Here is a 17,163-nt window from a genome sequence, read left to right on the forward strand (position 1 = left end):
ATGCATAAACTAGTAGTTATGCGAGATCTTCTAGGAACTGTTTTGTCCTCTCATAAACCGTTTCATCCTGTAGATCATGACCCAATCCTTTAGTATAATAGGCATGTATTTTTCCTTGAGGTATGGCATCTTTAATATACCCTATAGGGCATACACGGTCAGTCTCATCATGAATGACTAACACAGGCTTGTCAATAGCAGTAAAGAAGCGTGCAAGTGTTATATCAAGCGGCGGTATTTTAGTTACATTTTCAGCGATATGTTGATTCATATTATCTATCACTTTTTGGTTGAGACCAACTACCCGTTTGAAGAAATCATAAATGGATTGCATTCCTGCTGGAGCGCCAGTAATTACAAATCTATCTACAGCAAGCTGTGGATTATCTAGATATGCATATGCAGTAACTAGACCGCCTAAGGAATGTGCGATTACCGCGTGTAGTTTCCCAATATCTTCAATGGCCTGCACCATGAAGCGTCTGTATATTTCAATATTCAAGGAATCACCAGGACTACGACCGTGCGCTGGCGCATCAATAGCATAGATAGTGTATTTCTCTAGGTCTAACATATTGATAAGCTGTTCCCATCTAGCACTATAACTTTTCCAGCCGTGTAATAAAAGAATAGGTCGATCTCCTGATCCCAATGTGTAAAGTGTCGCCCTGTAATCACCATCCTGAAGTACTCTTGAGCTTGCTTGATCTAGAAATTTATTAGGAGATTTGTCAATATTAGTCCGCTTGACACGGCACAATAATCTAAATGCGAAAGAGCCATTCCATCGCGCCGCGATGAATGCGCTACTATTCAAGAAATAAGAGAGGATTTTTTTCATAGCTATATACCGATCGGTATCTTATGGTTTAAATTTTTTTTATGTAAGTATGTTATTATTTAATTGCTTGAGACTTGCAACACAATGCTGCATAGCATCATTAGTTCCTTCTAGTTTACTCAACATGATCGCACCTTCTAGTGTGGCAATAAAAACATAACACATCTGTTCGATATTTGTTTCTTGTTTAATCTGGCCATGATTCTTTCCATTATGCATGATTTTTATGATGGAATCCTTAAGCTTTTGCAGCATCAATCTAGTCTTATCACGCATGATAGAGTCTTTATCATCGACTTCAACAGCACTGTTGAGTAGTGGGCAACCGCCAGCATACGGCGGCTCAATGAGATAGTTTTCGAAGAATTTGAAAACCACATCCATCTTCTCTTGATAGCTTTTGGCTTCCTTGATTTGGGTTCCCAAGATGTTAAACATAGTAGTCGCTAGACGCTTGAGAGCCGCTCTTTCAAGATGTTCTTTATTCTTGAAATGCTTGTAGATAGCACCCTTTGTCAAGCCAGTGGCCTTAGTAATATCCCGCAATGAGGTTGATTTATAACCTTGCGTGTTGAAGAGATCAGCACTAGTTTTTATAATTAGCTCTCTTGTATGTTCCGGATTTCTCACGTGTCAAAGATACCGATCGGTATCTTTATTTCCTAATCAGAAATTATATCGTACATTTAAAAATGCCACACATTAGATTAAAGCAATTAAGTGATCAAGGCGCCGCAGTTATATTAATACATGGTTTTTTAGGAAACTCGGTACAATGGCAACCTATAGCTCAGGTACTGCAATCCAACTACTCTGTTTATACAATAGACTTACCAGGACATGGCTCAAATACAAGCCTCGAGTTTTACACGCTTACTGATCTTGCAAAAGATCTGGTAAGAGATCTTAATGAACGGCATATTGATCTAGTTCATGTGATAGGTCATAGCATGGGTGGTTATGTGGGTTCCGCTTTCGCGAAAGCGCATCCCGAGAAAATTGCCAGTCTCACCCTACTTAATAGTATCGCTGGTGCTGATAGCGCGCAACGCTTAACACTACGCAACCGCAGCCTTGAATTTATTGAGCGTTACGGCCATGCTTATACCAGCATGGCAATAGCAAATCTTTTCACCGATTTGGAAAAAGTAACTCATACTGCAATGATCGAGAACCTAAAGAATGCAGCGGCTGCGATGAATTTAATAGCCGTTAAAAATGCCATCATTGCCATGCGTGATCGTGTGGATGCATTGCACATGCTAGACGATAAAGGTCTCAACATAAATTATATCGCTGGTACGCAGGATACAATACTTCCTATTGCACAGGTACGAAAAGAAGCAGTTGAACTTAATAAGCCCATCGCAGAGATCGATTCAGGACATATGTCGTTGCTCACTTCACCCGAATTAATCATTGAAAGATTACCGTTTATCGAATAGATTGTCGATAAAGTGCTGTTTTTGTGAATAACTTTCTTAGTTTTAAGAACATATTAAGACATTCCCTTATGGCTCTTTTCAACTCTCTCAAGTCTATCGCCTGCCAAATAACCGGTCACAAATTAGTAGTATCTGATCATGTGACAGATCGCGTGCAGGAACTATGTTGTAAAAATTGTGGCATACAAATGACCACAAACATTTATGGTGATATTGTACCACTTAACGACCGTTATTCAAGAATCAATCACAGTCTGCGACAGATAGCATCGCATAAAAAAGCATTGAAGATCGCTGGATAATTTTACTCTGATTCAAAGCTGTTCCAACCCATGGCCTTTACTGCTATCTGCTCGCCACCACGAGTTATTAGATGTATGCCTTCTCCTTCTGGAACCACGTGTCCTATTATTGACAAACTAGGATTTGCTTTGATTTTAGGAAAATCTTCTTGCTTTACGGTAAATAACAACTCATAATCCTCACCACCACTCAATGCTACCGTGGTACTGTCCAGATTAAATTCCTCGCAGGCAGATATAACTGTAGGATCCAGCGGTATTTTATCCTCGTAAACCTTCATTCCTACCTTACTGTTTTTGCACAGGTGGATTATTTCACTACTCAAACCATCAGATAAATCAATCATGCTGGTAGGCTTGACTTCTAGATCTTCTAATAACTTAGGAATATCCTTGCGCGCCTCTGGTTTCAGCTGTCGTTCTATTAAATAGCTATAAGCCTCAATATCTGGCTGGTTATTAGGATTTGCCTTAAAAACCTGTTTTTCTCTTTCAAGGATCTGCAACCCTAGGTATGCTGCACCTATGTCGCCGCTCACAACCAATAAATCACCATCGCTGGCGCCGTTACGGTAAACAATCTCTTTTTCTTTTTGCTCACCTATTGCCGTGATGGAAATAATTAAACCACTATTACTTGACGTGGTGTCGCCACCTATTAGATCGACTTGATAATTTTTGCAGGCTAATTGTATACCGTCATACAATTCATCCAGCGCCTCGACAGGAAAACGGCTGGAAACTGCGATGCTCACAGTTACTTGGGATGCCACGGCATTCATCGCATACACATCTGATAGATTGACCATGACCGCCTTGTAACCTAAATGTTTGAGCGGCACATAACTCAAATCAAAATGCACGCCTTCCACCAGCATATCGGTTGTGATGACTGTTTGTTTCTCATGATGTATCACAGCGGCGTCATCGCCTATAGCTTTGACCGTACTTGCCTGACCTATCTCAAAGTTTCTTGTGAGATGATCAATCAAACCAAATTCACCTAATTGCTCTATCGGCGTGCGCTGCGGGTTTTTGTCTTCTATCATGATGCAAAGCTACAATTATGATTCATAAAGCTGTAAAATTTAGACCCATTATACGACTGGAAAAGCTATAAGAAATGTACATACAAGCATGTGAGAAACTCATGTAAATGCGCCTTAAGCCGCGGTGTGTATTGTATCTTTGCACACATTTATTTAACGATAAAAGCATTATGATAAACGTATCTGAAACAGCAAAAACAAGACTAAGCTCATTAATGAGCGAGGAAGGTTTTTCCATTGACAAAGACTACGTGCGCGTAGGCGTCAAGAGCGGTGGTTGTAGCGGTTTGTCCTATGATTTGAGTTTTGACAAGAATAGCGTCGAGACCGACAAAGTCTTTGAAGCAAATGATGTACGCATCGTGGTGGACAAGCGCAGTTTTCTATACCTAGTAGGCACGACCCTAGAATTTAGCGGTGGTCTCAACGGCAAGGGATTTGTATTCAATAATCCTAATGCACAAAGAACCTGCGGTTGTGGTGAGAGTTTTTCCTTGTAGAGAGGTTTTGTGTGATTACGCTTTCGCGAAAGCGTAACTAAAGAAAACAGATGAACAGTAATACCTACACTGAGAATAATCAAAGTGAAGGAACAAAATTTAAACGGTAAGACAAACACTGCCAAAAGCGTTGAACTTGAAACCGTTAACATTGAACTAAGAAAATGGCAAAATATACTGAAGAACAATTAGAAAAGGAACTCGAGAATAAGGAGTACGAGTATGGTTTTTATACTGATATTGAGTCAGATACCATTCCTGTAGGTCTTAGCGAGGACGTTGTGCGCATGATCAGTGCCAAAAAGAACGAGCCGCAATGGATGACAGAATGGAGACTAGAAGCCTACCGCCATTTTGTATCGCTGCACGAGCCAGATTGGGCAAACGTCGCTTATGATAAGCCAGATCTACAAGCCATATCATACTACAGCGCGCCCAGTAATAAGCCCAAGTATGAAAGCCTAGATGAAGTTGATCCAGAGTTGTTGGAAACATTCAAGAAGTTGGGAATTAGCATTGACGAACAAAAGAAACTTGCTGGCGTTGCCGTTGATATCGTAATGGACTCAGTATCTGTAGCGACGACCTTTAAAAAGACGCTAGCCGAAAAAGGCATTATTTTCTGTTCTATTTCTGAGGCTATTCAAGAGCATCCAGAACTCGTCAAGAAATATCTAGGAACGGTTATACCACAACAAGATAACTACTATGCGACGTTAAATGCTGCCGTATTTTCTGATGGATCATTTTGCTACATTCCTAAAGGTGTGCGCTGTCCAATGGAATTGAGCACGTACTTCCGTATCAATCAGGCAGGAACCGGACAGTTTGAAAGAACGCTGGTAGTTGCAGATGAAGGTAGTTATGTAAGTTATCTAGAAGGTTGTACCGCACCATCTCGAGATGAGAATCAATTACACGCAGCATGTGTAGAACTTATCGCTCTCGATGGCGCAGAAATCAAATATAGTACGGTTCAAAACTGGTACCCAGGAAATGCCGAAGGTAAAGGTGGTGTTTTCAATTTTGTAACTAAGCGTGGAATTTGCGAGAAAAACGCAAAAATCTCATGGACACAAGTTGAGACCGGTAGCGCGATTACCTGGAAATACCCTAGTTGTATTCTCAAAGGCGACAACAGCGTTGGTGAATTTTATTCGATTGCGGTAACTAACAATTTCCAGCAAGCAGATACAGGAACTAAGATGGTTCACTTAGGTAAGAATACTAAGTCCACTATCATCTCAAAAGGTATCAGCGCCGGTAAATCTCAAAACTCCTATCGTGGCCTTGTAAAAATAGGTAGCCGTGCAACAGGTGCACGTAACTTTTCACAATGTGACAGTTTGCTCATGGGTAATGAATGTGGTGCACACACGTTCCCATACATCGAGACTGGTAACAGCAGCAGCGTTGTTGAGCATGAAGCGACCACGAGTAAAATAGGTGAAGATCAGATCTTTTACTGTAATCAACGCGGTATCGATACCGAAAAGGCCATTGCGCTTATCGTAAATGGTTTTTCAAAAGAGGTACTCAATAAATTACCGATGGAATTTGCCGTAGAGGCTCAAAAACTTCTAGAAATAAGTCTAGAAGGATCAGTAGGATAGAAAAATCAATAAGTCACTGAGCATAGACGCAGTGAATTTGAAATAATAAATTAACCAAATGAAGAATATCATCTATTTATTAGCCTTGATCCTATCAATGGCTTCCTGTCAAGAATTCAAAAAAGGATTTGAGGATGGCTACAATGAAAAAACAGCTGAATTAAAAGCAAAGGATAGCCTAGAAAACTTACCAGAAGTAAAACTGCACATCTTTGATGGTGGTTCCATACTTGCTAAAAAGAAGGTGCTTTTTTCTGAAGGTGATCGATATGAAGGAGAAACGCAAGAGCTTGCCTCACCTTTCTACGTGATACAGCATCCAGATGGTGTGTTGCTTTGGGACACTGGCTTACCAGAAGGATTAGTAGGTCAAGGAACCGTTACACCAGATGGAGATGCTTTTGAAATCTCAAGAGAAGAAAAAATAGAAAGCCAGCTGGCGGCAGTAGGTTTAGATCTAGGTGATGTCGATATGATTGCATTTTCACACGTACACTTTGACCATACGGGCGCCGCAAATAATTTTCCAGCAGCGCAATGGCTAGTCCAGCAAACTGAAATGGATTTCATTAACAGTGATGCTATCAAGGGCAATGCTTTTTATGCGCCAGATTCTTTCAGCCAGTTGGCAGATGCTGAAATTCTTGACGGTGATCATGACGTTTTTGGTGACGGTAGTGTGGTGATCAAATACTATCCTGGTCACACGGCAGGACATCAGGCACTGTTTTTAAATCTTAAGGAATCTGGACCAGTGATGCTATCAGGAGACACCTATCACTTTGCTCAAAATCGTGAAGACAAGGTAGTACCGCAATTCAACCACGATATTCCAGAGAGCAAGGAAAGCCTAAAAGCCTTTGAGCAATTTGTAGATGAGACCAAAGCCATGGTCATCATACAACATGATCCGGTAGATTTTAAAAACACCCTTGCTAAAACACCGCTCAAATAATGAGATACCTATCTATCGTACTTATGGTGATTCTTCTTATTTCATGTAAAAATGAGGATAAAGAAGAACAATTAGAGCCAGTACAAGTTTCCGGAAACGTTTACCATGGTGAGTTCTTGCATCTTGATGGTCGTGCTTTATTTATGAATGATATGGAGACTTATGCGGTCAAGGTTGATTCTACCATGAAAGAACTCGATCAACAGGCAGCACAATTCAAACGTAGCCAATACGATATGGTAGCGATCAAGGTTACTGGCGAACTCATAGAAAATCCATTTAGAAAAGAAACAGGTACAGGCTGGGAAAAAATGCTGGTGATAAAAGATATCATCGAGGTACAGCCTGCAAAAACAAAATCGGTCATGCAAATGCCCGCAACAACAATTGAAGAGAACAACTAGTTATGTTAAAGATCAAAAATCTACACGCCTCTATCGAGGATAAAGAAATACTTAAAGGAATTAACCTAGAAGTGAAGCCTGGTGAGGTTCACGCTATCATGGGACCTAATGGTTCTGGTAAGTCCACACTGGCAAATGTGATCGCTGGCCGTGAGGAATATGAAATGACTGATGGTGAGATCTTGCTCAACGATAAGGATTTGACTGATCTTGATCCTGAAGAGCGTGCGCATGAAGGTGTATTCTTGTCGTTTCAGTATCCAGTTGAAATCCCTGGTGTGAGCGTGACCAACTTCATGAAAACAGCCATAAACGAGACGCGCAAGGCTCAAGGAAAGGAGGAAATGCCTGCAAAAGACATGCTCAAACTCATTCGTGAGAAGTCTGAGTTGCTAGAAATTGATCGTAAGTTCCTTTCTAGATCATTAAACGAAGGTTTTTCAGGTGGTGAGAAGAAGCGTAACGAGATCTTCCAGATGGCCATGCTAGAACCTAAGCTATCCATTCTTGACGAGACAGATTCTGGTTTGGATATCGACGCATTGCGCATCGTGGCAAATGGTGTGAATAAACTGCGCAGCAAGGACAATGCAACAATTGTAATCACGCACTACCAGAGATTACTGGACTACATCGTACCAGATTTTGTACACGTATTGTATCAAGGTCGCATCGTCAAATCTGGCGGTAAAGAATTGGCGCACGAGTTGGAAGAACGTGGTTATGACTGGATTAAGGAAGAAGCTGCCGTGTAAATAGGTAGTTGATTCTTGATGATTACGCTTTCGCGAAAGCGTAACAACCACGAACATCACCACACAAAACATTGATTTATGAGTTTTAAAGACAATATTCTATCTTCTTTTATGGCCCTTGAAAATGAGGTCGATACAGATAGTTATGTCCACAGCATACGCAACAAGGCGCTGAATGATTTTGAGGAAAAAGGCTTGCCGCTGCGCAAAGACGAGGCTTACAAGTACACTTCTTTGAAGAAGGTTTTCAGCCAGGATTACACGCTGTTTCCTAAAAAAGAAGCAGGTATTGCATATCCTGAGATCAAGAAGTACTTGATCCATCAAATTGATGCCTATCGCATCATTTTTATTGATGGTATCTACAGCTCGCACTTGTCTCAAACCACGCACGACAAATTTGATGCTTGTTTGATGTCCAGCACATTGAGTAATCCCAAATATGCGAGCGTCATCGAGAATTATTATAACAAACTGGCAGGCGATGATAGCCTGACTTCTTTGAATACAGCTTTTGCACGTGAAGGTGCTTACATTCACATAGGCGAGAATATTCAGGTTGAAAAACCTATTGAAATCGTCTATTTCTCGACGGGCAACGAGAGCGCACTTATGGTGCAGCCTCGTAACCTAGTGGTTGTTGGTAAAAACTCTCATGTTCAAATTATCGAGCGTCATCAAAGCTTGAGCGAGAATCCTGTACTGACTAATGCAGTAACAGAGATCTATGCCGACCAACGTGCCAATCTAGACTATTACAAGATTCAAAACGATGTGGACACGGCATCATTGATTGATCACACGAGTGTGGAGCAGCAGTCAGATAGTGAGGTGCGCTTGCACACGTTCTCTTTTGGCGGTGCATTGACACGTAATAATCTGAACTTTTACCAGCGAGGTGAACATTGTAATTCTTTGCTTAATGGTGTGACTATCATTGAAGGAAAGCAACATGTGGATCACTCAACTCTAGTACATCATACGCAGCCTAATTGTGAGAGTTACCAGCAGTACAAACAAATTTTTGATGACAGATCAGTTGGTGTATTCAATGGTAAGGTTCTCGTGGACAAGATTGCGCAAAAAATCAACGCTTTCCAGCAGAATAACAATATTCTAGTGAGCGATAAAGCGACGATCAACGCAAAGCCTCAACTAGAGATTTTTGCAGATGATGTGCGTTGTTCACACGGTTGTACCATAGGTCAGCTGGATGAAGATGCGCTATTCTACATGCAATCGCGTGGTATTGGTAAAAAAGAGGCACGAGCGCTGCTTATGTTTGCTTTTGCCAACTCAGTTCTTGAAAGCGTCAAGATTCCAGAAATCAAATCACGCATCACAAAACTGATCGCGATGAAATTACAAGTCGACATAGGTTTTGACCTATAGCATTTGAGATTATAAAAACTGAAGCCCAATCTGTCGATTGGGCTTTTTTATTTTCTAGATAAGCCGCTTAGAGTATTGCAGTTGGCGCCTACATCGTACCTTTGTACCATGCTAGATATCCATAAAATACGAGCTGATTTTCCCATACTCAACCGTGAGGTAAATGGTCATCCTCTGGTTTATTTTGACAATGCTGCGACCTCTCAAAAACCGCAACAAGTCATTGACAAAATCACAGAGTATTACACGCTTTACAATGCAAATATTCACCGTGGTGTTCATGCTTTAAGTCAGGAAGCAACAGATCTATTTGAAGCATCACGTGAGAAGTGCCGTGCCTTTTTCAATATTCCAGAAGCACGTCAATGCATATTTACCTCAGGCAATACGCACAGCATCAACGCAGTTGCTAGCGGTGCTCATGTTTTTGTCAAAAAAGATGATGAAGTTATCGTCAGTGCCGTAGAACATCATTCCAATATAGTACCATGGCAAATGCTATGTGAACGAGTTGGAGCGCAGCTTAAAGTGATACCTGTATTGGATAACGGCAAGCTAGATATGGATGCTTACCATGACCTACTTAATGACAAGACAGCCTTCGTGGTGGTGAATCATATTTCAAATGCTTTAGGCGTTACGAACCCTGTAAAGGAGATCATCGATGCAGCCCATGAAGTGAACGCAAAAGTCCTTGTTGACGGCGCACAATCCTGCGGACACATGAAAGTAGATGTTCAGGCGCTGGATGTGGATTTTTACACCATGGCTGGTCATAAAATGTGTGGTCCAACAGGCATAGGTCTTCTATACGGTAAAGAAGATGCGCTTAACGAACTGCCACCATATCAAGGTGGTGGCGAGATGATTGACCAAGTAACCTTTGAGGCAACAACTTACGCAGGCTTACCTCACAAATTTGAGGCAGGAACACCAAATATTGCTGGTGGTATCGCATTGGGTGCTGCCGTTGATTACCTCAACGAGGTAGGTATGGAAAACATCGCCAGCTATGAGAACGAGCTTTTAGAATACGGTACAGAACAATTGAAAAAAATCGATGGACTGCAGATCTATGGCGATGTTAAAGAAAAGGCTGCTGTCATCAGTTTTAACGTGGCGCAGATTCATCCTTATGACATAGGTACCATCGTCGACAAACTTGGAATAGCCGTGCGCACAGGTCATCATTGTGCACAACCAGTGATGGATCGCTATCAAATAGCAGGAACTATACGTGCGAGTTTTGCTTTCTATAATACCAAAGAGGAAATCGACATCATGGTACAGGCTTTGCAACGTGCTGTAATGATGTTATCTTAAACCAAATCATTCATTATGATCAAGTTTGTTAGCTTATTATCCGTTCTTGCGATCTTATTGCAAACCAATTCTTGTCAAGATCAGCAGGATGCTGCTCAAAGTAATATCGTTGATAATTCCACAAGTATGAGTGTTGAACAAATGGAACCATCAGGATTTTATGATGTAGTCAGTATTTACGATAATGACTATTCGCAATTAGATCTTAATATGCACTTTGAGGGCAATCGCCTTTCGGGTTATGCGGGTTGCAACAGTTATTCAACTACCATTAATTATGATGATGGCTTTTCATCAGGTCCAGTAATGGCGACAAAACGCTATTGCGATAAGGCAGATTATGAAACGCAGTTTTTTCAAGCACTGAGCGAGACTTCATATTTGACCTCAACAAATGACGATCAACTTACCTTACACAACAGCGATGGTAAAGTGATAATGAAAGCTGTCAAGCCTAAATTGATAGGCAGTTATACTATTTCTAAAGTTAAAAGCAACGATCTTGAAGAAGCAGGTCTAACAATGAATATTTCTAAGGAAGATAACTACATTATCACAGGAAGCTCAGGCTGTAATAGATACAACGGCTCATTTGATTTATTGCCAGATGGTATTGACATGGGAATCATTGCTTCTACCGAAATGGCTTGTACCGACAATCAGGAAATTGAAAAAGAGTTTATTACGGCTCTTTATGAGATCACAGGTCACAAGTTCACCACAAACGGTCTTCTATTCACAGACATGCAAGGCAACGAGATCATCACATTAAAGAGATCTAACTAAATGGCACAGATTAAAGAAATACAAGAAGAAATCGTTGACGAGTTCGCCATGTTTGACGACTGGATGCAACGCTATGAATACATGATAGATCTAGGCAAAAGCCTACCAGTTATTAAGGAAGAGTACAAAGACGACGATCACATTATTAAAGGCTGCCAGTCTAAAGTCTGGGTACATGCAGATCTAGATCAGGATAAAGTTATCTTTACCGCAGACAGCGATGCGATTATAACCAAAGGTATCATTGCCATATTAATAAGAGCATGGTCAGGTCAAAAACCAGCCGATATCATTGAGGCAGACACAGGTTTCATAGACGAGATAGGCTTGAAAGAACACCTATCACCTACTCGAGCAAACGGCCTGGTATCCATGATCAAACAGCTCAAAATGTATGCACTGGCATACCAATCACAACTCAACTAGTTATGGAAGAAATCAACGGACAAGAAATAGGAGAAAAAGTAGTACGCGTGCTTAAGACCATCTATGATCCAGAAATCCCAGTAGATATCTATGAGCTGGGCTTGATCTATGACGTGATGGTAAGCACCGATGCAGACGTCAAAATCCTCATGACCCTAACCTCACCCAACTGCCCTGTAGCCGAAACGCTGCCCGTAGAAGTTGAGGAAAAAGTAAAGTCACTCAAGGAAGTCAACGATGCCGAGGTCGAGATCACTTTTGATCCACCATGGAATAAGGACTTGATGAGTGAAGAGGCCAAACTAGAACTAGGAATGCTGTAACATGCGTGAAGAAATCATCAATAGAGTCGCACAATCAAAACTGCAAACGCTGGACTTAGAAGACTACTACGTTCCAGGAACACGCAGCCAGATTGATATTGCACCATGGCTGTTAGATGGTATGGTGTTGGTAGAATCACGCTTTCGCGAAAGCGTAAAAACCACAGACTTTACTGCATATCAAGATCACCACGTTGCCCTACACTGCAGTACAGATGCGATCATACCGCAATGGGCATGGATGCTGGTTCAAAGCGAGCTTACTGGTGTAGCCAAAACCGTTATTCACGGCTCGCTGGAAGATCTTGAAATTCACCTTTACAATAAAGCTCTGGAAAATATAGATTTAGAGGCATATCAAAATGTTCCTGTAATTGTCAAGGGTTGTAGTAACAAACCAGTGCCTACCAGTGCCTACATTTCCATTACAGGAAAGCTGCAGCAAGTGGCTAGCAGTCTGATGTTTGGCGAGGCCTGTAGCGCTGTTCCTGTTTACAAAAAACCTAAGGCTCGATAGCCCACCTGAGCATTTATTAAGCTTATTGCGTGGCAGACTAGTTTAAGATTACTAATTTTGGTTTTCTTAACACTTCAGCCATGAAAAAACTCATCCTACTTTTATTTGTCATTACCGCAGTAACTGCTCAAGCACAAGATGCAGAAGAGCAGCCACAAGGCTGGTCTAACGGCGGTATTTTCCAACTGCTATTCAATCAAAGTGCCTTTAATGCCGAGTGGCAAGGTGGTGGTACCTCAAGTCTTGCAGGCAACCTAGGATTGAATTATGACATCAACTATTTGATGGATCGCACTTCTTGGGATACCAAAATCATTGCAGAATATGGTATCACGCGTCAGGATGGCGATGAGTTTACTCGCAAGACTAATGACCGTCTAGAACTCAACACCGTTTATGGTTACAAGATCGCTGAAGACAGCGCATGGTCCTATTCATTCTTTTTAAATGCGCTGACGCAGTTTACCAAGGGTTACAATTTTGGCGAGGATGAAGATGGTAACGTCACCAGAACCGAGCGTACCAATTTCCTATCGCCAGGTTACTTTCAGGCCGGTCCTGGCATGTTGTACAAAAAGGGTGATAACCTATCGGTAAACATTGCTCCAGCAACGGCACGATTGATCGTTGTCGATGGTCAATTTACTGATGGTCCTGATTATGTCGATGGCGCTTATTTTGGTGTAGATGCAGGTGAGACCACTAGATTTGAACTGGGTGCTTCCATCAATGCGCTATACAACTTCCAGATTGCCGAAAATGTGCGCATGGACAACGTGCTACTACTCTACTCTAACTACCTGGACAAGCCAGGAAATATTGACATCAATTACAGCACAAACATCAACATGAAAATCAACGAGTGGTTAAGTGCCAACTTGATTTTCCAAGCGATTTATGACGACAACGCCGTTGGTGCGTTCCAGATACGTGAGGTTTTTGGCTTGGGTCTTAATTACAAGCTAGGCGACGCTAGAGAGGTGCAGTAGGTTTGTTTTTATTTTACTTTCGCGAAAGCGTGACAAGAAAATTGCTATTCTGCAACTAGATAATCTATGTCATCGTCTTAATCAATGCAGATAAAATACTCAACCAGATGAAGTTGAAGATGCTTTTTGAGGTGTCGCGTTCTGCCTCGCCAGTTCCCGTGCGGTAATCGTCGTCGCCGTTGTTGGAATTTTTGGGAACAAATATGTTAGCAATACCGCTGGCAATCTTACTAAAGATATTGTCTTGATCTTCCAGCAATTCTACCTTGAACTCATTAAATGACATTTTCATATTGGTGATAGAATTGATGTTGTCACCGTCAATGTCAAAATAGATCTCATCAAGATCACCCTTGAAACCTATATTCAAATTAGGTTGCGTGAATCTATTGATATTGCTGGCTGGCAAATTGAAAATATGACCGCTAAACCGAAACGTTTCCTGATCATCATTTACATCAAAAGTCCAGTCTGCATGCAGGTCGCCAGCATCTTGAAAAATACCATCGGCCGTGATGTTTGTTTTGACACCTGATTCTTGAGTATTACCTACGGTAACCATGGTCAGATCCATTTGAGAAAACTTGATCTCACCTGGTGGCCTGTCGGCTTTCATTTTTTCTTGATAGATGACTTGCGCTTGCTTGATGAGTATGGTGTCCATTTGCATGTCAAACGACAGCTTGCGCAGCATCTCGCTATACAGTGGCTTGTAGCTCAAGTCATCTGGTAAGGACTTGCTGCGGTGCAGGAAAGCATCTGGCTGGAAGATTTCAATACGATCTGCTCTTACCAGTAATTTATCTTCTAGCTGGACATCATAGTTGCGTATTTGCAAACTATCTACATCCATCTTGATGTAATCGCGCTCTCTATCTAGTTGCCTATTATACTCGCCTATAGAGTAATCTGGAACGATCCTAAAGTCAATGACATCGATTTGATCTTTACCTAATCTAAAGTCACGCACCTGAACGTGCTCTAGGTTATTCAACTTGTAATACAGTGAGTCTGTAGTGATACTTACATCATCATAGGTAACAGGAATCTTCTTAGCAATTTGTAAACTGTCTGTAGCAAGATTGACGAGGCTCAATTTCCCATCATAAATGGACATGATGAGCGAGTCAGCCTGTTTATTATACATATCAAAACTAGAACTACCTATCTCAAATTTCTTGATTAAGATATCCTTATTGATTTCCGCCAGCGGATTTCTCTTAGAACCCGATGAGTCGGCAGGTTTTTGATATCTGTTTTGGTAATACTTGACCGCATTCCTATCAACGCGTATCAAATCAATCTTAATCTGATCCTTGAAGAAGTATTCCCAATAATCCACACCTTCAATGTCCAGGTAATTAAAATAACCTGAGGTATGAACCTCATCATCCTGCTGATTTGAAAGCGCTACCTGAATACTGTCAATCCTTATACTACCAGACCACAAACTCATGGAAAGATCTTCATACTTGAGATCCACATTATCTGCCAGACCATTTTCTAGAAAGTTGACAACCTTGCCTTTAATGATGGTGTTTGCAGTAATCAAACCGATTACAAAAATGGTAGCTAGTATTCCTATAACAATCAGTAGCTTTTTCATGACATAGAATTATTCTTCTTCACTGATATCTGGATAGAGAAACGCATTGTACGGGAATCTGGAAACATGAATTTCGCGCACTTTGTCATAAACCTTCTTGCGGAAGGCTTTCATGTTTTTCTTCTCTAACGCACTTATAAAAAGCACATCATCACCACTGCGTGACATCCATGTTTTTTTAAGTTCATCCAGCGTGTAGTGTTCCATACCACGCTCAATCATGAGATCAGTCTCGTCATAGTCAACAGGCGTGTATTGATCAATTTTATTGAACACCATAATCGTTGGTTTATCTATAGCATCAATCTCATCCAGAATCTTGTTTACTGATGCTATGTGATCTTCAAAAGACTCATGAGAAATATCCACGACATGCAAAAGCAAATCAGATTCACGCACCTCATCCAAGGTTGATTTAAATGACTCTACCAGTTGTGTAGGTAGTTTGCGTATAAAACCAACAGTGTCTGTCAATAAAAATGGTAGATTACCTACCACGACTTTACGTACGGTAGTATCTAGCGTTGCAAATAGTTTATTCTCTGCAAACACGTCACTTTTTGAAACCACATTCATGAGCGTACTCTTACCAACATTGGTGTAACCTACTAACGCAACACGCACGAGTTTACCACGATTACCGCGTTGGGTAGCCATTTGCTTATCGATCTTCTTGAGTTTGCCTTTGAGAAGTGTGATGCGATCGCGCACAATACGTCTATCGGTCTCAATCTCTGTCTCACCAGGACCGCGCATACCTATACCACCTTTTTGACGCTCAAGGTGCGTCCATAGTCCAACTAGTCTTGGTAGTAAATATTCGTACTGCGCCAATTCTACCTGAGTGCGTGCATAACTGGTTTGCGCTCGTTGTGCAAAAATGTCCAGGATCAAATAGGTCCTGTCAATGATCTTGACTTCTAGTAATTTTTCAATATTGCGTTGTTGCGCTGGTGATAATTCATCATCAAAAATGACTGTATCAATATCACGAGACTTGATATATCCAGCAACTTCTTCCATCTTACCGCTACCTATAAAGGTTTTAGGATTGGGCTTGGACATCTTCTGGCTAAAACGTTTTTTCACGCTCGCGCCAGCGGTAAAAGCTAGAAACTCTAGCTCATCCATATACTCGTTCAGTTTTTCCTCGTCTTGTTCCTGAGTAATGACACCTATAAGAATGGCGCTCTCATACTCATGATTTTCAATTTCTAGCATATAAAAAAGTGGCTTATTTCAAATATACCCGATATGCCATAAGGCTAGACAGGCTTTGAGATAAGGTTATGAAATTCTAGTGGTCGTGATTATGATCGCCGCTACCATCATGTTGATGATCGTGAGCTGGCTCTACTTCACCTTTGGCCTGTATTTGCGGGAACGCTTCCATTTCTTTTTTGGCGGCAGCAAGAGCCTCATCCGTCATTTTTTTTACATTATTGACCTCTTCAAATTCTTCCTGAAGCAGTTCCATTTTTTCGTTCAAGGCCTCGATAGTAGCTGGAGCGTCCTCGCCATACGGGAACTTTTCAGAATAGTCGCGCATCCATTCCATCATGGACTCGTGTGCGGCGTCAACGTTTTCCTGCACTTCAACTAATTGCTCACGGCTAGAAGCACCATCTGTAATACTGTCCAGTCCAGATTCTAGTACGGTTGTGAGCTCATAGTTAAGCTCCATGAGTTCGCTGGTCTTGGGCATGATATCATCATGAACTTCTAGAGTTTGTTCTTTCAAGTCATTGAATTCCTGCTGCAATTCTTCTAGTTCCTTATTGGTTTCATTGCAGGAAATCAATAAGAGAGCGATGATTAGTGTTGATAGATATTTCATAGTAATTTTTTAGAATTTTAAAAATACTAGCTTGCTTGTAAATATGCGATAGCACTTCTTTTTTTATGCGGCGCTTTGGGTAAATTATAACGTTAATCGG

20 protein-coding genes are annotated in these 17,163 nt (G+C 41.2%); 14 read left to right on the top strand and 6 right to left on the bottom strand.

What is annotated here, in order from left to right; all coding sequences use genetic code 11:
- Positions 1-16: 16 nt before the first annotated feature.
- Both EJ995_RS01865 and EJ995_RS01870 read right to left on the bottom strand, forming a co-directional pair.
- Positions 17-841, bottom strand: a complete 825-nt coding sequence (locus EJ995_RS01865) for an alpha/beta fold hydrolase (RefSeq protein WP_126445051.1) — start codon at positions 839-841, stop codon at positions 17-19.
- 39 nt (positions 842-880) lie between these two features.
- Complete coding sequence (locus tag EJ995_RS01870; protein WP_126445053.1) at positions 881-1,471, bottom strand: TetR/AcrR family transcriptional regulator; 591 nt, start codon at positions 1,469-1,471, stop codon at positions 881-883.
- Between the two features lie 62 nt (positions 1,472-1,533).
- Between EJ995_RS01870 and EJ995_RS01875 the strand changes: the two genes are divergently transcribed.
- Together EJ995_RS01875 and EJ995_RS01880 are read left to right on the top strand one after the other, a co-directional pair.
- Positions 1,534-2,286: an alpha/beta fold hydrolase gene (locus tag EJ995_RS01875; RefSeq protein WP_126445055.1), complete on the top strand. Its 753-nt coding sequence runs from the start codon at positions 1,534-1,536 to the stop codon at positions 2,284-2,286.
- 68 nt (positions 2,287-2,354) lie between these two features.
- The gene (locus tag EJ995_RS01880; protein WP_126445057.1) at positions 2,355-2,588 is read left to right on the top strand and encodes a hypothetical protein; all 234 of its coding nucleotides are present in this window, start codon (positions 2,355-2,357) and stop codon (positions 2,586-2,588) included.
- Between the two features lie 2 nt (positions 2,589-2,590).
- On the opposite strand, the gene thiL is transcribed toward EJ995_RS01880, so the two are convergent.
- Positions 2,591-3,637: a thiamine-phosphate kinase gene (thiL, locus tag EJ995_RS01885; protein WP_126445059.1), complete on the bottom strand. Its 1,047-nt coding sequence runs from the start codon at positions 3,635-3,637 to the stop codon at positions 2,591-2,593.
- A gap of 170 nt (positions 3,638-3,807) precedes the next feature.
- On the opposite strand from thiL, the gene EJ995_RS01890 reads away from it, so the two are divergent.
- The 12 genes from EJ995_RS01890 to EJ995_RS01945 all read left to right on the top strand — a co-directional run bounded on the left by EJ995_RS01890 (position 3,808) and on the right by EJ995_RS01945 (position 13,620).
- Entirely contained in the window at positions 3,808-4,137 is a 330-nt protein-coding gene (locus EJ995_RS01890; protein WP_126445061.1) for a HesB/IscA family protein, read from the top strand.
- Between the two features lie 164 nt (positions 4,138-4,301).
- The gene (gene sufB, locus EJ995_RS01895) at positions 4,302-5,750 is read left to right on the top strand and encodes a Fe-S cluster assembly protein SufB (RefSeq protein ID WP_126445063.1); all 1,449 of its coding nucleotides are present in this window, start codon (positions 4,302-4,304) and stop codon (positions 5,748-5,750) included.
- A 58-nt stretch (positions 5,751-5,808) separates the two neighbouring features.
- On the top strand, positions 5,809-6,705 hold the full coding sequence (locus EJ995_RS01900) for an N-acyl homoserine lactonase family protein (protein WP_126445065.1): 897 nt from the start codon (positions 5,809-5,811) through the stop codon (positions 6,703-6,705).
- On the top strand, positions 6,705-7,109 hold the full coding sequence (locus EJ995_RS01905; protein ID WP_126445067.1) for a component of SufBCD complex: 405 nt from the start codon (positions 6,705-6,707) through the stop codon (positions 7,107-7,109). The genes EJ995_RS01900 and EJ995_RS01905 overlap by 1 nt, the downstream gene beginning before the upstream one ends.
- Before the next feature lie 2 nt (positions 7,110-7,111).
- Positions 7,112-7,864, top strand: coding sequence for a Fe-S cluster assembly ATPase SufC (gene sufC, locus EJ995_RS01910; RefSeq protein ID WP_126445069.1), 753 nt, complete (start codon positions 7,112-7,114; stop codon positions 7,862-7,864).
- A gap of 78 nt (positions 7,865-7,942) precedes the next feature.
- Positions 7,943-9,256 (top strand): Fe-S cluster assembly protein SufD, encoded by a 1,314-nt coding sequence (gene sufD, locus EJ995_RS01915; protein ID WP_126445070.1) that lies wholly within the window; start codon positions 7,943-7,945, stop codon positions 9,254-9,256.
- A gap of 108 nt (positions 9,257-9,364) precedes the next feature.
- Positions 9,365-10,579: an aminotransferase class V-fold PLP-dependent enzyme gene (locus tag EJ995_RS01920; protein ID WP_126445072.1), complete on the top strand. Its 1,215-nt coding sequence runs from the start codon at positions 9,365-9,367 to the stop codon at positions 10,577-10,579.
- A 15-nt stretch (positions 10,580-10,594) separates the two neighbouring features.
- Positions 10,595-11,365, top strand: a complete 771-nt coding sequence (locus tag EJ995_RS01925) for an META domain-containing protein (protein WP_126445075.1) — start codon at positions 10,595-10,597, stop codon at positions 11,363-11,365.
- Positions 11,366-11,791 (top strand): SufE family protein, encoded by a 426-nt coding sequence (locus EJ995_RS01930; protein ID WP_126445077.1) that lies wholly within the window; start codon positions 11,366-11,368, stop codon positions 11,789-11,791.
- Positions 11,792-11,793: 2 nt separating this feature from the next.
- Positions 11,794-12,114 carry an iron-sulfur cluster assembly protein gene (locus EJ995_RS01935; RefSeq protein ID WP_126445079.1) on the top strand — a complete coding sequence of 107 codons (321 nt, stop codon included), beginning with the start codon at positions 11,794-11,796 and terminating at the stop codon, positions 12,112-12,114.
- Position 12,115: 1 nt separating this feature from the next.
- On the top strand, positions 12,116-12,631 hold the full coding sequence (locus EJ995_RS01940; protein WP_126445081.1) for a DUF2480 family protein: 516 nt from the start codon (positions 12,116-12,118) through the stop codon (positions 12,629-12,631).
- An 80-nt stretch (positions 12,632-12,711) separates the two neighbouring features.
- Positions 12,712-13,620, top strand: a complete 909-nt coding sequence (locus EJ995_RS01945) for a DUF3078 domain-containing protein (RefSeq protein WP_126445083.1) — start codon at positions 12,712-12,714, stop codon at positions 13,618-13,620.
- Positions 13,621-13,684: 64 nt separating this feature from the next.
- Here EJ995_RS01945 and EJ995_RS01950 read toward each other — a convergent pair whose 3' ends face one another.
- From EJ995_RS01950 to EJ995_RS01960, 3 genes are all read right to left on the bottom strand, one after another.
- A complete protein-coding gene (locus EJ995_RS01950) occupies positions 13,685-15,226 on the bottom strand; it encodes an AsmA family protein (RefSeq protein WP_126445085.1) in 1,542 nt (513 codons plus the stop codon).
- A gap of 9 nt (positions 15,227-15,235) precedes the next feature.
- A complete protein-coding gene (gene hflX, locus EJ995_RS01955; RefSeq protein ID WP_126445087.1) occupies positions 15,236-16,447 on the bottom strand; it encodes a GTPase HflX in 1,212 nt (403 codons plus the stop codon).
- 76 nt (positions 16,448-16,523) lie between these two features.
- The gene (locus EJ995_RS01960; protein WP_126445089.1) at positions 16,524-17,063 is read right to left on the bottom strand and encodes a hypothetical protein; all 540 of its coding nucleotides are present in this window, start codon (positions 17,061-17,063) and stop codon (positions 16,524-16,526) included.
- Positions 17,064-17,163: the final 100 nt, after the last annotated feature.

It is taken from the genome of Nonlabens ponticola, from assembly GCF_003966335.1.
Classification (GTDB): Bacteria; Bacteroidota; Bacteroidia; order Flavobacteriales; family Flavobacteriaceae; genus Nonlabens; species Nonlabens ponticola.

Coding starts and splice junctions, on each gene's coding strand:
- EJ995_RS01865 (WP_126445051.1), bottom strand. CDS start 841: ATGAAAAAAATCCTCTCTTATTTCTTGAATAGTAGCGCATTCATCGCG.
- EJ995_RS01875 (WP_126445055.1), top strand. CDS start 1,534: ATGCCACACATTAGATTAAAGCAATTAAGTGATCAAGGCGCCGCAGTT.
- EJ995_RS01880 (WP_126445057.1), top strand. CDS start 2,355: ATGGCTCTTTTCAACTCTCTCAAGTCTATCGCCTGCCAAATAACCGGT.
- thiL (WP_126445059.1), bottom strand. CDS start 3,637: ATGATAGAAGACAAAAACCCGCAGCGCACGCCGATAGAGCAATTAGGT.
- EJ995_RS01890 (WP_126445061.1), top strand. CDS start 3,808: ATGATAAACGTATCTGAAACAGCAAAAACAAGACTAAGCTCATTAATG.
- sufB (WP_126445063.1), top strand. CDS start 4,302: ATGGCAAAATATACTGAAGAACAATTAGAAAAGGAACTCGAGAATAAG.
- EJ995_RS01900 (WP_126445065.1), top strand. CDS start 5,809: ATGAAGAATATCATCTATTTATTAGCCTTGATCCTATCAATGGCTTCC.
- EJ995_RS01905 (WP_126445067.1), top strand. CDS start 6,705: ATGAGATACCTATCTATCGTACTTATGGTGATTCTTCTTATTTCATGT.
- sufC (WP_126445069.1), top strand. CDS start 7,112: ATGTTAAAGATCAAAAATCTACACGCCTCTATCGAGGATAAAGAAATA.
- sufD (WP_126445070.1), top strand. CDS start 7,943: ATGAGTTTTAAAGACAATATTCTATCTTCTTTTATGGCCCTTGAAAAT.
- EJ995_RS01920 (WP_126445072.1), top strand. CDS start 9,365: ATGCTAGATATCCATAAAATACGAGCTGATTTTCCCATACTCAACCGT.
- EJ995_RS01925 (WP_126445075.1), top strand. CDS start 10,595: ATGATCAAGTTTGTTAGCTTATTATCCGTTCTTGCGATCTTATTGCAA.
- EJ995_RS01930 (WP_126445077.1), top strand. CDS start 11,366: ATGGCACAGATTAAAGAAATACAAGAAGAAATCGTTGACGAGTTCGCC.
- EJ995_RS01935 (WP_126445079.1), top strand. CDS start 11,794: ATGGAAGAAATCAACGGACAAGAAATAGGAGAAAAAGTAGTACGCGTG.
- EJ995_RS01940 (WP_126445081.1), top strand. CDS start 12,116: ATGCGTGAAGAAATCATCAATAGAGTCGCACAATCAAAACTGCAAACG.
- EJ995_RS01945 (WP_126445083.1), top strand. CDS start 12,712: ATGAAAAAACTCATCCTACTTTTATTTGTCATTACCGCAGTAACTGCT.
- EJ995_RS01950 (WP_126445085.1), bottom strand. CDS start 15,226: ATGAAAAAGCTACTGATTGTTATAGGAATACTAGCTACCATTTTTGTA.
- hflX (WP_126445087.1), bottom strand. CDS start 16,447: ATGCTAGAAATTGAAAATCATGAGTATGAGAGCGCCATTCTTATAGGT.
- EJ995_RS01960 (WP_126445089.1), bottom strand. CDS start 17,063: ATGAAATATCTATCAACACTAATCATCGCTCTCTTATTGATTTCCTGC.